This is a genomic window from Hymenobacter qilianensis, from assembly GCF_014638675.1.
Lineage (GTDB): Bacteria > Bacteroidota > Bacteroidia > Cytophagales > Hymenobacteraceae > Hymenobacter > Hymenobacter qilianensis.
Genome location: NZ_BMFN01000006.1, coordinates 77,507 through 89,984 on the forward strand (window position 1 = coordinate 77,507; position 12,478 = coordinate 89,984).

Genomic DNA, 12,478 nt, shown 5'->3' on the forward strand with positions numbered 1-12,478 from the left:
GCCTTAGGGGTAATAATGGCACAAAGGTAGATCTATTTAGAATTTGTACAAATAAAGAAAGTTAACTGTGGCTTGCATAATTTCCAGTTGTTCACCGTAACAGCTTAGGCCGTAGGCGTAGTGAAATGGCGCAGCGCTCACTTTAGGGCGCAGTTAATTAAGTAGTACAAGCCACACAAGAAAATCAAGGCCAGCCTGAACAGCAGCACTTAACGGGCGGTGGTTGCTCTACCCCGAAACTAAGCGCACCACCAACGGCCCGAAAGTAACCCAGCAGGGTTCGTTGGATGGCCTGTTGGTGCGGTTGGCTACCTGCCCCCGGCCAATAAAGCGTCTAGGATGCCCAGAAGCACTCAAGAGCAGGCAACTCAACGCAGGGGCGTCATCCGCCGGCCTTCGGCTGGCGCGGCAGCTAAGCCTAACATCGGAAGGGCCTATCCAGAAAGACGGCAGCGGGCTATTTACATCTGGTGGCCCGGCATGTCCATGCCCGGCATAGCCTCCATGGGCGTCCCCGGTCGCATTGATAAGTCCCCGTAGCGGGCCGCCAGCCAGTAGCCGACCGCGAGCATGAGCAGCGTAAGCAAGGTGACAACCGCCTTGCGCAAGCCCGATACCCGGCCGCCGCCCGCCATGTCCATGGGCAGCGCGGCCCTGGTGTGCCCCGCGTGCGCGGCGGCCGGGGGCAGGGCGGGCGACATGCTAGCCATAAAATGGCCGTCATGCGCCGGCAAACTGACTTCTTCTTTCGCCGTGCCGCCTTTGCCCAGCGCCCGCTCGGTACCCATGCCGTGCTTGAGCTGGTTTTTAACGAGCCAGTAGTTGACCGGGTAAGAAACCACCACGCCCACTAGGGTTGCCGCCGACATGGCCGCCCAGAACCAGGGCGACGTAGCTTCCATGGCGCGCATGTCGCGGCTCATCAGAATGACCATGGTAGGCAGCATGCCGGCCATCATGGCGTTCATCGACATCCACTCCGGCAGAAAAGACTGACGCAGGGCTTCCCCATAGCTCAGGCCCATCATGTCCTTCATAAACAGCGCTTGGAAAATGAACAGCCCGAAGGCAAAGCCGGCGGCGTATTCTATCCAGATGTCCACGCCCATGCTCAGACCGAAGTAGCCGGTGATAGCGGCGGCCACGATAATGCCCGTCGCGTCGCCCGCCGCACAGTGGATCGTGGAGCCTACGGCCTGCTTCCAGAGCGGCGCCACAAACGCCTCGTGCGTGCCGGGGGAGGGCTCCCGGCAGGAAAACCAGTAGATAAGCAGGCCTACCGGCCCCGTATACAGGGTCACCAGCACCCAGCCCCACTTCATCACCTTCATCTCCGGGGTCCGGGTAATCAGGTCCCAGGCCACATACAGCACGGAGACCAGCGTGAGCGCGAACCACAGCCAGAGCGCCCAGGCGGGGGCCCACGGGGTATTGTGCGTGTTCATGGGCAGAAGGGTAACATGAAAAAAAGCAGCGGGCTAAAAAGCCCACTGCCGTTAGTAGAGGAGGAAAGCGGGCCTAGTATTTCTTGTTGGCCAGCAGCCACTCCTGCAATTCCTTGATTTCCATTTTTTGGTCGGCAATGATTTGCTCGGCCAAAGCCTTGGTCACATTTTCCCGGCCGTATTTGAGCAGGGCATCCGAGTTCTCAATAGCCGCCTGGTGGTGGTCGACCATGAGCTGGGCAAAGTCAAAATCCGGATTACCCGTTAGCGGGCGCAGATCGACGGCCTGCATCATCTGCGTCATGTTCATCATTTGCAGCATATTGAACGCCGGCACGGCCGGGGCGTGCGCGGGGTGGCCCGCCAGGAAAGCCTGAAACTGGGCGATCTCCGCCTCCTGCTTTGCAATAATCATCTGCGCCATGGCCTTCATTTCGCTGTCCTTGCCGCTGCGGAGCTCCTCCTGGCTGTTTTTGATGGCGATCTGGTGATGCACAATCATCATGCTCGCGTAATCGATGTCCGGATCCTGGGTCTTCGGCATCGACTCCATCAGGGTCATCCCCTCGTGCATGTTACGCATGTACGGGCTCGCATCGTGGGGGGTGACCAGGACCAAGCCCCCCTCATCTTTACTGCAACTGACCATCGAGAGGCTGATGCTCAGTAAACTCAGCGCGAGGAGGGGGAAGCGAAAAAACTTGTTCATAGCAGGTAGTAAATTAGTGAGACATAGATATCTACCAAAACGGCCCGACAGCGCCGTGGATTTATCCTCCACTCGCTTCTGCTTGCATAATTTCCCGCTGCCTATCAATCGCTTACGCAGTTGCTGGGGCCGAGCGGGGCAACGCTCTCTACATTACCGGCACCCCAAACGCAAAAAGGCAGCTCATGGGGAGCTGCCTTTTTTGGTGGGTGAGGCGGGACTAACGATTGCGCGTGAGCCAATTCTGGAGCGCCGCAATTTCCTGGCGCTGGTCGGCAATAATAGCCTGGGCCAGGGCGCGAGTGGTGGCGTTGCGCCCGTACTGCAGCAGGGCCTCGGAGTTGTCGATGGCCGCCTGGTGGTGGTCGACCATGAGCTGGGCAAAGTCAACGTCGGGTTTGGCCGTCATGCTGCGGGCGTCGCTGGCGGCCATCATCTTGTCCATGTTGGTTTTCTGCAGCTGGTTGAACTGCGGAACGAAGGGCGGCATGGGCTGGTGCCCGTTCAGGAAGGCATTGAATTGGGCGATTTCGGCGCGTTGCTTGGTAATAACGGCTTGGGCCGTGGTTTTCATTTCCTGGTTGGTGCCCGTCCGCAGCTGCTCTTCCGCCATCTTGATGGCGGCCTCGTGGTGCAGGACCATCTGGGCGGCGTAGTCGTGATCGGGGTCCTGCGTTTTAACCTGCGCATCCATCTGCGTCATCATGTCCATCATGATGTTCATGTAAGCGCTGTCCATAGCCATGTCGTCCATGTCGTGGCCCTTTTGACAGGCCGTGAACAGGACGCTAATAACGAGCAGTAACAACAAGGGCAATCGGAAAAGGCGGAACATATTCACGGGACAGGGGGGAGTAGGGTGAGCTATACAAACCCCCCGCTTACTGCCCCGGTTTTTATGCCACCGGCCTTTTCTCTTGCATAATTTAGCGACCTACACCAAGGAGTCTAAGCTACGCCGGGCGGCGCTGGCCGGTCCCAGCTTTTGAAATTCGGTGGGCGTGAGGCCCGTCACCTGCCGGAACTGCCGCGAGAGGTGGGCCGGGCTGCTGTAGCCCAACTGCTGGGCCACTTCGGCGATGGTCAGCTCGCCGTAGCCGATGAGCTCCTTGGCCCGCTCCACCTTCTGGCGGATGATGAACTTCTCAATGGTGAGGCCTTCCTCGGCGGAGAAAAGGTGGGAAAGGTAGTGGTAGTCGCGGCCCAGCTCCTCGACCAGGGAATCCGAGTAGTTGAGCAGGCGCGGGCCCGGCGGTGGGTAGTGAATGAGGGTGACCAGGTGGGTTTTGATTTGTTCCACCAGCTGCGCCCGGGGGTCTTCCAGCAGGGCAAAGCCCGCCGCTAGCAGGGTCGCGCGGATCGCGGCCCAGTCCGGCTCGGCCTCCCCGGGCACGGTCACGTCGGCCTCGCCCAGGGCCACGTGATGCACCTGCAAACCCAGGGCGCTCAAGTCCTCCCGCACCACGCGGATGCACTGGGGGCAGACCATGTTTTTAATCAGCAGGCGCCGGGTGCCGGGCGCTGGCAGCGTGTGCGAGGGGTTCACGTGGTGCGTCATGGTAGGAAAACTCACTTATTTAACGACCAGACTCCCGCGCAGCATGCCCATGCCGCAGGTGAAAGTAAAGGTACCCGCCTGCTGGGGCAGCAGCTCCACCAGGGTGGTCTTGAAGGCGGGCAGGTCCCGGCGGATGCTGAAGTCGGGCATGAGCAGCTCCTCCGAGCAGCTATTTTCTTCATCCCGGTAGAAGCTCAGCTGCACGGGCTTGCCGCGCTCCACCTCAATCACGTCGGGCGAGTAGCCGCCCTTCACGGTGATATCTACCTCCTGCACCCCGCTGGATGAAGAGACGGCGCTGGCCGTCTGGCGCGCGGAGAAGAAGAAGTACCAGATGACAAACCCGGCCAGGGCCACACCCGTCAGGGTCACGATGATTTCGGCGATATCCATACACTTAGTTTTTAACGGGAGAGAAGCTGCGCAGCCGCAGCGAGTTGGTGAGCACCGACACCGAGCTCAGGGCCATGGCCCCGGCGGCGAGCATGGGCGAGAGCAGCAGCCCAAAGAAGGGGTACAGCAGCCCGGCCGCGATGGGAATACCCAACGTGTTGTAGATAAAGGCGAAAAACAGGTTTTGCTTGATGGTACGGATGGTCTGGCGCGAGAGGTCAATGGCGGTGACCACGCCCTGTAGATCCGAGCGCATGAGCGTGATGCCGGCCGCTTCCATCGCCACGTCCGTGCCGCCGCCCATGGCCAAGCCGATGTCGGCCTGCGCGAGGGCTGGCGCGTCGTTGATGCCGTCGCCGACCATGGCCACCGTGCGCCCTTCGGCCTGCAACTCTTTCACCTTGCCAGCCTTGCCGCTGGGCAGCACCTCGGCGAAGAAACGCTTGATGCCGACCTGTCCGGCCACCTGGGCTGCGGTCTGGGGGTTGTCACCGGTCATCATCACCACCTCAATGCCCATCGCCTGCAGCCGTTTGATGGCTGCGGCCGAGGTCTCCCGCACGGTGTCGGCCACGCCGATAAGGCCCACGGCCTGCTTGTTAACGGCGACATATAGCACAGTCTTGGCCTGGGCGAGCAACTCCTCAGCCTGCCGGCGCACGGCCTCCGGCAGCATAATACCCGCTTCCTCCAGCAGCCGCGCATTACCGATGAGCACCGCCTGCCCATTCACGGACGCCTTAGCCCCTTTGCCTTCGATGGCCTGGAAACCCGTGGCGGAAATCACAGGGGCCTGTTGGGCATCGGCGTAGCGCACCACGGCTTCCGCCAGCGGGTGCTCGCTCTGCCGTTCCACCGCTGCCACGACCTGCAGGAGTTGGTCAGCCGGCTGCCCATCCGCCGGCACAAAGTCCGTGACGGCCGGTTCGCCGCGGGTGATGGTGCCCGTTTTATCGAGCAGCACGGTATCGACTTGATAGGCCTTTTCCAAGGCCTCGGCGTTGCGAATCAGCACGCCATGCTCGGCCCCTTTGCCGGTGCTGACCATGATGGCGGTGGGGGTGGCCAATCCCAGCGCGCAGGGGCAGGCGATGATAAGCACCGCCACGAAGTTGACTAAAGCCAGCGGCAGGCGCGCTTCCACGGGGGCCAAATCAAACCAGAGCACGAAGGTGAGAATGGCAATGACGACCACCGTGGGCACGAAGATGGCGCTGACCTTGTCGGCCAGGCGCTGGATGGGGGCGCGGCTACCCTGGGCATCCTCCACCAGCTTGACAATCTGCGCGAGCATGGTGTCGGCGCCGACCTTGGTGACGCGGAAGCGGAAGGAGCCGGTTTTGTTGAGGGTAGCGCCAAATACGGGGTCCCCCGTTTTCTTCTCCACGGGCAGGCTCTCGCCCGTGAGCATGGCCTCGTCCACGGCCGAGTGGCCTTCCTCGATGAGGCCATCGGTGGCCACCTTCTCGCCGGGGCGCACGACCACCAGGTCGCCAAGTTGGACCTGCTCAATGGGCACGTCTACTTCCTGACCGCCCGGGCGCACCACGCGGGCGGTTTTGGCCTGCAGCCCCATCAAGGCCTTGATAGCCGCCGAGGTCTGGGTTTTAGCCCGCAGCTCCAGCACCTTGCCCAGCAGAATCAGGGCGATGATGGTGGCGGTGGTGTCGTAGTACACTTCGGGCATCAGCCCGCGGCGCATAAACCAGTCGGGTGCTACCGTGGCAGCCAGGCTGTAGAGAAAGGCCGCGCCGGTGCCCACGGCAATGAGGGTATCCATATTGGCGGCGCGGTGCTTGAAGCCGTTCCAGGCCGAGGTAAAGAACTCGCGGCCGCTGTAGAGCAGCACGGGCAGGGTGAGCACGAGCAGGCCGTAGTTGAGCCACTGCATATTAATGCGCTGCATCAGGGCCGGCCACAGCATGAGCATACTCAGGGGCATGATGATCACGGCCAAGGCGGTAGCCACCCAGAAGCGGCGCTTGAGCTTTTGGTAAGCCAGCGCTTTCTGCTGGTCGATTTCGGCCTGCCGGTCGGCGGCGCTGGTGTCGGGGGCGCGCTCGGTGACGCCGTAGCCGGCGTTCACGACGGCTTCTTTCAGCGTGGCGGGAGTGGCCTGGGTGGGCACGTAATCCACGGTGGCTTTTTCCGTGGCAAAGTTGACCACAGCCCGATGCACTCCGGGGGTACGGGTCAGGGACTTTTCGACGAAGGACGCGCAGGAGGCGCAGGTCATGCCTTCAATGTCCAGGGTCTCGGTTTTAGTGGTAGGTTCCATAAGAGGGTAGAGGCAAAGGGTGCCGGACAGGAGCATACGTAGCAACTGAACAGGACCCATAAACACCTTACAAAGGAACGGCGGGTTACGCCCGGAGTTGGTACGAAATCCTACCTCAAACTTGCATAATTTGAAGCGCCGATCCGGTGGCTAGGGGTAGGGCTAAAGCCGATCCGCTGTACTCTCTGCTGGCGCTTTACGTAGGCTGCGTATAAACTGCCGTGTAACGCTATTCTAGCTCTGCTATATGCCTGATTCCCGCTTTTCCCGCCGTGCCTGGCTCAAGACGGCCGCGCTGGCTACCACCCCGGTCTTGCTGGGCACCCTGCCAGCTCCGGCTAGTGAAGCGGCCTCGGTCGCCGCTAAAACCCCGGCGCTCACGGCCGCGGAAATAGCGGCCGTGGAAGCCGCGCTGGGCAAGAAAGGCACTTATGTGGAACCCCAAGCAACCCACACCACGGCGTTGCCCCGCAACGATCTGAAGGTAACCATCAAAGGGGAGCCCGTGCCCATCTCGTTGGGCTTCGGCGGCTGGGTGGCCCTCAAGCACACCCTGGACGGTAAGTCCGCCATGCTCATGAGTGATACCGTTTTGCTGCAGGAAGAAGTCAACCCACTGATGTCAGCGGCGCTGGCGCAGGGCCTAGAGATCGGCGCCGTACACAACCACTTCTTCTACGAGGAGCCCCGCATCTTCTACATGCACATTCACGGCATGGGCTCGCCGGCGGAGCTGGCGCAGAAGTTTGCCGCGGCCTTGAAAGACTCCAAGCTGCTGCCGGCCAATCAACCGAAGCCCGCCGTGGCGACCACGCCGGCGCAGCCGGGCACCAACGCCCCGCCTAGCGCCGGGCCGCCCACGGGCAAGGAGCTGTTTGACCTGCCGGCCTTGGACAAGCTGGTGGGGTATCAGGGCGTAGTGAACGGTCCCACCTACAAGTACACGGTGGGCCGGGCCGATCTGCAGTCAATCATGATGGGCACCGAGATGACGGCCGCCATCGGCCTGAACTCGTGGGCGGCCTTTGCCGGCAAGCAGGCCGACAGCCACATCGCGGGGGACATTACCATGCTCGAGCACGAGGTGAACCCAGTAATCAAGGTCCTGCGGGCCCACAACCTGGAGGTGGTGGCCGTCCACAACCACATGCTCTTCGATCAGCCCCGGATGATGTTCTTGCACTATTACGGGCGCGGCCCGGCTGCGCAATTGGCCACGGGCTTTCGAGCCGCCCTGGATCAACTCGGTAAGGGGAAATCACCCGCCGGGGTGCCTATGAAGCATTAACCAAAACCGAGCCCAGCGGGGGTTTACTGGGGGCAAGGGGGCATTATTCCCCGGCACCGATTTATATAATTGGGTCGCACGCTTGCATAATTTTGCGGTCGCCAAAGCTGTCCGCGGGTCATTCCTTAGTCAGAAACTTGTTATATGCCTTGTAAAGCGCCTATTTGACCCTGGGGCCCAGGGGGCGATTGACCCACGCTGGAACTCTTCCTTGGAAATAACAGTAAAGGAGCAGTGCTGCACTTTCTGCGCAGAAGCCTAGTTTTGCAGCTGCTTAGCACCCGTTATGTTCCGTAGCCTGTTCCTGTTCCGCCGTTTGCTGGCGACGAGCTTCCTGCTCGTCTTCGTCAACGTGTTCGTGGGCCAGTGCTGGTGCGCCACCCTCCAGCCCGTGCCGGTTGCGCCGGTGGCTAAGGCCTTGGTAGTGGCTGAAAAACCCTCGCACCCCGGCTGCCAGGGCCACGCGAAGAAAACAGCGCAGCAGAAGCTAGCGAAGCACGCCACTGCTAAGCACGACTCCAAGCCCGCGGGCAAAGACCAGGACTGCTGCCAGGACAACTCGGCTGCCATTCTTAAGTCGCTCGCGACGCCCGGCGAAAAGCACCTGGTATCAACCGCTCCGGCCCTGCTGCCGGCCAGCACCGACTTCTTTTTCCGGCCGGCCGCCGGCCAGTGGGACCGCACCCACGCCGTCGTTTTGGTGCTCCGCGAGCACCTACCCCCTAAAATACCCGATATCCGGATTTTCATTCAGTCCCTGACGGTCTGATTCCTTGACGTGCCAAAGGCTCGCCCCGGGATAGCTATGCTATGTCCGGGGCGAGCCTTTGCGTTGGCGTGTCCTCCGAGCGCCTAAGTGCGCTCCCCCCACCTTCTCCTTTTCTTCCTGGTTTACCTGCCCGACAATGAAGAGTTGTTGCCAAGAGGCAGGCGCCCCTCCCCCCCGGGGGCCGGTACGCCGCCTGCTTTCCTTCCTGCTTTACGCCGGGGTGGCCGCCGTGCTGGGCTTCGTGCTCTGGCAGCAGTGGCAGGCCTAACGCCCCGGCGGCGCCCTGGGCTGCTTACCTCCTAAGTGGCCCCCTGTTCAACCCCCAATCCCTTCTTTATGTACCGCTTACCGCTTTCCCTGCTGGCTGTGGCCAGCCTGCTCACCACGGCCAGCTGCTCGTCCGAATCCGCGTCCAGCAGCGCCACCAACACCGTCACTACGCCCACCAACGGCCCGGCCGAAGGCACCGCCGAGCACAGCGGCGGCCACACCTACGCCTGCCCCATGCACCCCGAAGTCACCAGCACCAAGGAAGGGGAGAAGTGCCCCAAGTGCGGCATGAACCTGGAGCACAACGATCAGGTAGCCAACGGCAAATCCTACGAGATGAAGCTCGTACCGACCCCTACGGAGGTCACCGCCGGGCAGCCCACCACGCTGGCGTTCACGCCTCGCGAAACGGGTAAGGAGTCCGCGCCGGTGCCGCTGGCCGTGGTCCACGAAAAGAAAATTCACCTGATCATCGTCTCCAAGGACCTGGGCCAGTTCTACCACGAGCATCCTGAGTACACCGCCGCGGGCGACTATAAGGTGGAGTACACCTTCCCCAAGGGCGGCGACTATGTGCTGTTTCAGGACTACACCCCCACGGGCGCTGGCCACCAGCTGGGCCGTCAGCCCCTCACTGTCAAGGGCCCGGCTTACACGCCGGTCAAGTTTAAAAATGACGATATGCAGTGGGAGAAGGACGGCTACCAGGCTACCCTTTCCTTTGACAAGCCCCTGCAAACGGACCAGCTGCTGGGCATGAAAATCAACATCACCCAGGGCGGCCAGCCCGTGACGAACCTGGAGAACTACCTCGGCGCCCTAGGCCACGTGGTGGTGATCAGCGAGGACACGGAGCAGTACCTGCACGTGCACCCCAACGACCAGGCCGACAAGGGCCCTAACATCGGCTTCAACACCAACTTCGAGAAGCCCGGTCTCTACCGTGTCTTCCTGCAGTTCAACCATGGGGGCAAGATTCACACCGGCGACTTCACCATTAACGTCGGCGGTCCCGCCGTCAGCTAACGGGCCGCAGCTCGTCCCCGGCTTCCTTTCACCTCTCTCAACCAACCCGTATGAAACACTCCGCTTTTTTCCTCGCCGCCCTCTGCTCGGGCTCCCTGCTGATCACCAGCTGCAACAGCGATAAGACGGCCGATTCCACCGCCACCACGACCGAAACGACCACATCCGAAGGCACTGCCTCCGGGGACATGGCGGGCATGGACCACTCGGCCATGGGCCACGATAGTGCCGCCGCGGCCGGCAGCTCGCCGCAGCTGGTGGCCATGAACGAGATGATGACCAAGATGCACGCGGCTAAGCCCAAGGGCAACACCGACCACGACTTTGCCCACCACATGCTCGAGCACCACAAGGGCGCGGTAGTCATGGCGGACATTCAGTTGCGTGACGGCAAAGATGCGACCATGCGCCAGATGGCGGAGAAGATCAAAGCCGACCAGCAACAGGAAATCGCGGCACTAGAAGCGGCGGCCACCCGCCTCGACAATGCCCCCACCAACTATAAGCCCAATGATCCTGCGGACCCCTTCACCAGCAAAATGAAGGCGTCGATGGACGGCATGATGCAGAACATGCCCAAGCCCGTGGCTGACCCGGACATGAACTTCAACATGCTGATGACCGTGCACCACCAGAGCGCCGTGGACATGGCCCAGGCCGAGCTGGCCCACGGCAAGGACACCAAGCTGAAGGAAATGGCGCAGCAGATGATCACCGCGCAGCAGCAGGAAATCGCTGCTTTCAAGGCCTGGCACCAGCAGAACGCCGACAAAATGTAGGCCCTGCGGTCCCTTACCTCTCTTTACCTTTCTTAACCCCCTCTCCATGAAATTCTCCCACCTCCTGATAGCCGCTGCGCTGCTCGCCGCCCCTCTATCCCTTTCGGCCCAGCACAGCCACAAGCCCAATACCGCGCCGCACGGCCACAAAGCCGCGGGCGAATCGCACGCGCATAAGTCCCCCCACGGCGGCATCGTACGCACGGCCGGCACCCTGCACATCGAACTCGTGCAGCACCCCACGGAGCTCCACGTGTACCTGCTCGACGCCAACGAGGCGACGGTAACCCCCGCCCGGCCGACCGGCTCGGTGATGCTGCTGACCACGGCCAATAAAACCAGCACCGTGGCGCTCACCCCGACCGGGGACCACCTGGTCGCCAAGCTGCCCGCCGGCACGGCCCTGCGCACGGCCATTGTCAACCTGAAAGCGGGGGGCAAAACCCTGTCGGCGCGGTTTGAGAAGCTGAACGCGGCCAAGCCCGCGCAGGCGAAGGCCGTGGGGGCCGCCTACCTCTGCCCCATGCAGTGCGAAGGCAGTGCCAGCGACAAGCCCGGCAGCTGCCCTAAGTGCGGCATGGCCCTGGTCAAAAAGAGCTAAGCAACGTCGGCCGGGGCGGCCATCCTGACCCCAAGCCTCTGGGCCGCGCGCCGTCCCCCACCAGTAGGGGACGGCGCGAAGGCGAGTTAAAACCTGATTGTATGAAGTACCCTGAAATGAAAGGAATAGGTTGGAGTTGGTTTTCCCTGCTCGGGCTCGTGCTGGGGCTGCTGCTGGGCGTCGGCACAGGGCCGGTACGGGCGCAGACGGTCCTGAGCCTGGACAGCGCCGAGGCCCAGACTCTGCGCCGCCACCCGCGGCTGCGCCAGGCCGACGAAGACATCGCCGAGCAGCGCGCCCTCAAACGGGGCTCCTTCGCGCCCGCCAATCCCGACTTTCTGTTGGCGGCGCCCACGGGCGAGATGTGGGCCCCGGGCGTGGTGCAAACCATTGACCTGCCCAACGTGTACCGCCGGCAGCGCCAAGTGGCCCAGGCCGGCATCACCCTGGCCGAGCGCAACCGCGAGGTCAGCCGCGCTAGCGTGCTGCGCGACACCCGGCTTGCGTACCTGAACCTGCAGTTCGCCGCGGCGCAGGTGCGGCAGTTCACGGCCCAGGACAGCTTGTATCGGGCCCTGCGCCTGGCCACGGACCGGCTATTCGCGGCCGGGGAAGTCACCTCCCTGCAGCGCATCAGCACCGACGCGGAGGCCCGGCAGATAACCGTGCAGCTGCAGCAGGCCACCGACGATTTGCGCGCCGCCCAGCGCCGCCTGGGCCTGCTGCTGGGCCAGCCCACGGCGACGCTGGTGGCGAGCACCGACCTGCGCCAAACGGGCCGGGAGCTCACCCAAACGGGGGCGGCCCTGCTTCGGGGCTTACCCCAGGAAGACAGCAGCGCCCTGCTGCGCAGCCCGGCCCTGGCCTACGCCACCCAGGGTGTGGCCCTGAGCCAGTCCGGCATCAGCCTGGTGCGGGCCCGGCGCACGCCGGCGCTGACCGTAGGCTATCAGAATCAGGCCTTTGAAAACTCGGCGCTCAAGTACCGCTTTCAGTTTGGCGTGTCGGTACCTATTTGGTTCTGGACCTACCGCTCCCAGCTGCAGGCGGCCACGGCCCGCGCGCGCTCCGCTGACTACCAGCTGCAAACCCAGCGCCTGGAGCTGGGCAGCCAGTACCAACAGGCGCTGGCGGACACGCGCAAGTTTTCGACTTCCTTGGCGTACTACGAGCAAACCGGCGTGCCCCAGGCAGGGGCCATCATCAGCCAGTCGCAGCGCCTGTTTCGGGCGGGCGAAATCAGCTACCTGTTCCTGATCCAAAGTCTGAATCAGGCCTTCACCATTCAACAAACTTACCTGACGACCATCCGCGACTACCAGCAGGCGCTGGTGGAGCTCAACTACCTGCGAGGTGAATAAG

At 62.4% G+C, this 12,478-nt stretch carries 13 protein-coding genes; 7 read left to right on the top strand and 6 right to left on the bottom strand.

Going from position 1 to position 12,478, the window contains the following annotated elements:
- Positions 1 to 461: 461 nt before the first annotated feature.
- The 6 genes from IEW06_RS20010 to IEW06_RS20035 all read right to left on the bottom strand — a co-directional run bounded on the left by IEW06_RS20010 (position 462) and on the right by IEW06_RS20035 (position 6,383).
- Positions 462 to 1,445 carry a DUF4396 domain-containing protein gene (locus tag IEW06_RS20010; protein WP_188548841.1) on the bottom strand — a complete coding sequence of 328 codons (984 nt, stop codon included), beginning with the start codon at positions 1,443 to 1,445 and terminating at the stop codon, positions 462 to 464.
- Between the two features lie 73 nt (positions 1,446 to 1,518).
- Complete coding sequence (locus IEW06_RS20015) at positions 1,519 to 2,154, bottom strand: DUF305 domain-containing protein (RefSeq protein WP_188548842.1); 636 nt, start codon at positions 2,152 to 2,154, stop codon at positions 1,519 to 1,521.
- A gap of 220 nt (positions 2,155 to 2,374) precedes the next feature.
- The gene (locus IEW06_RS20020; RefSeq protein ID WP_187734525.1) at positions 2,375 to 2,989 is read right to left on the bottom strand and encodes a DUF305 domain-containing protein; all 615 of its coding nucleotides are present in this window, start codon (positions 2,987 to 2,989) and stop codon (positions 2,375 to 2,377) included.
- 99 nt (positions 2,990 to 3,088) lie between these two features.
- Positions 3,089 to 3,727, bottom strand: a complete 639-nt coding sequence (locus IEW06_RS20025) for a helix-turn-helix domain-containing protein (protein WP_229743191.1) — start codon at positions 3,725 to 3,727, stop codon at positions 3,089 to 3,091.
- Complete coding sequence (locus IEW06_RS20030) at positions 3,728 to 4,105, bottom strand: cupredoxin domain-containing protein (RefSeq protein WP_187734526.1); 378 nt, start codon at positions 4,103 to 4,105, stop codon at positions 3,728 to 3,730.
- Between the two features lie 4 nt (positions 4,106 to 4,109).
- A complete protein-coding gene (locus IEW06_RS20035) occupies positions 4,110 to 6,383 on the bottom strand; it encodes a heavy metal translocating P-type ATPase (RefSeq protein WP_188548843.1) in 2,274 nt (757 codons plus the stop codon).
- A 247-nt stretch (positions 6,384 to 6,630) separates the two neighbouring features.
- Here IEW06_RS20035 and IEW06_RS20040 point away from each other — a divergent pair, with 247 nt between their 5' ends.
- The 7 genes from IEW06_RS20040 to IEW06_RS20065 all read left to right on the top strand — a co-directional run bounded on the left by IEW06_RS20040 (position 6,631) and on the right by IEW06_RS20065 (position 12,477).
- On the top strand, positions 6,631 to 7,671 hold the full coding sequence (locus tag IEW06_RS20040; RefSeq protein WP_187734527.1) for a DUF1259 domain-containing protein: 1,041 nt from the start codon (positions 6,631 to 6,633) through the stop codon (positions 7,669 to 7,671).
- Between the two features lie 286 nt (positions 7,672 to 7,957).
- Positions 7,958 to 8,440 carry a hypothetical protein gene (locus IEW06_RS20045; protein WP_187734528.1) on the top strand — a complete coding sequence of 161 codons (483 nt, stop codon included), beginning with the start codon at positions 7,958 to 7,960 and terminating at the stop codon, positions 8,438 to 8,440.
- Between the two features lie 136 nt (positions 8,441 to 8,576).
- Positions 8,577 to 8,708, top strand: a complete 132-nt coding sequence (locus IEW06_RS20895) for a hypothetical protein (protein WP_262891932.1) — start codon at positions 8,577 to 8,579, stop codon at positions 8,706 to 8,708.
- Positions 8,709 to 8,776: 68 nt separating this feature from the next.
- On the top strand, positions 8,777 to 9,736 hold the full coding sequence (locus IEW06_RS20050; protein ID WP_187734529.1) for a DUF8832 domain-containing protein: 960 nt from the start codon (positions 8,777 to 8,779) through the stop codon (positions 9,734 to 9,736).
- A 197-nt stretch (positions 9,737 to 9,933) separates the two neighbouring features.
- Positions 9,934 to 10,515: a DUF305 domain-containing protein gene (locus tag IEW06_RS20055; protein ID WP_373285394.1), complete on the top strand. Its 582-nt coding sequence runs from the start codon at positions 9,934 to 9,936 to the stop codon at positions 10,513 to 10,515.
- 46 nt (positions 10,516 to 10,561) lie between these two features.
- Entirely contained in the window at positions 10,562 to 11,116 is a 555-nt protein-coding gene (locus tag IEW06_RS20060; RefSeq protein ID WP_187734531.1) for a heavy metal-binding domain-containing protein, read from the top strand.
- A 101-nt stretch (positions 11,117 to 11,217) separates the two neighbouring features.
- On the top strand, positions 11,218 to 12,477 hold the full coding sequence (locus IEW06_RS20065; RefSeq protein ID WP_187734532.1) for a TolC family protein: 1,260 nt from the start codon (positions 11,218 to 11,220) through the stop codon (positions 12,475 to 12,477).
- Position 12,478 lies beyond the last annotated feature (1 nt).

Bases quoted from the DNA above. Each gene is read 5' to 3' on its own strand.
- IEW06_RS20010 (WP_188548841.1), bottom strand. From the start codon at position 1,445: ATGAACACGCACAATACCCCGTGGGCCCCCGCCTGGGCGCTCTGGCTG.
- IEW06_RS20015 (WP_188548842.1), bottom strand. From the start codon at position 2,154: ATGAACAAGTTTTTTCGCTTCCCCCTCCTCGCGCTGAGTTTACTGAGC.
- IEW06_RS20020 (WP_187734525.1), bottom strand. From the start codon at position 2,989: ATGTTCCGCCTTTTCCGATTGCCCTTGTTGTTACTGCTCGTTATTAGC.
- IEW06_RS20030 (WP_187734526.1), bottom strand. From the start codon at position 4,105: ATGGATATCGCCGAAATCATCGTGACCCTGACGGGTGTGGCCCTGGCC.
- IEW06_RS20035 (WP_188548843.1), bottom strand. From the start codon at position 6,383: ATGGAACCTACCACTAAAACCGAGACCCTGGACATTGAAGGCATGACC.
- IEW06_RS20040 (WP_187734527.1), top strand. From the start codon at position 6,631: ATGCCTGATTCCCGCTTTTCCCGCCGTGCCTGGCTCAAGACGGCCGCG.
- IEW06_RS20045 (WP_187734528.1), top strand. From the start codon at position 7,958: ATGTTCCGTAGCCTGTTCCTGTTCCGCCGTTTGCTGGCGACGAGCTTC.
- IEW06_RS20895 (WP_262891932.1), top strand. From the start codon at position 8,577: ATGAAGAGTTGTTGCCAAGAGGCAGGCGCCCCTCCCCCCCGGGGGCCG.
- IEW06_RS20050 (WP_187734529.1), top strand. From the start codon at position 8,777: ATGTACCGCTTACCGCTTTCCCTGCTGGCTGTGGCCAGCCTGCTCACC.
- IEW06_RS20055 (WP_373285394.1), top strand. From the start codon at position 9,934: ATGGACCACTCGGCCATGGGCCACGATAGTGCCGCCGCGGCCGGCAGC.
- IEW06_RS20060 (WP_187734531.1), top strand. From the start codon at position 10,562: ATGAAATTCTCCCACCTCCTGATAGCCGCTGCGCTGCTCGCCGCCCCT.
- IEW06_RS20065 (WP_187734532.1), top strand. From the start codon at position 11,218: ATGAAGTACCCTGAAATGAAAGGAATAGGTTGGAGTTGGTTTTCCCTG.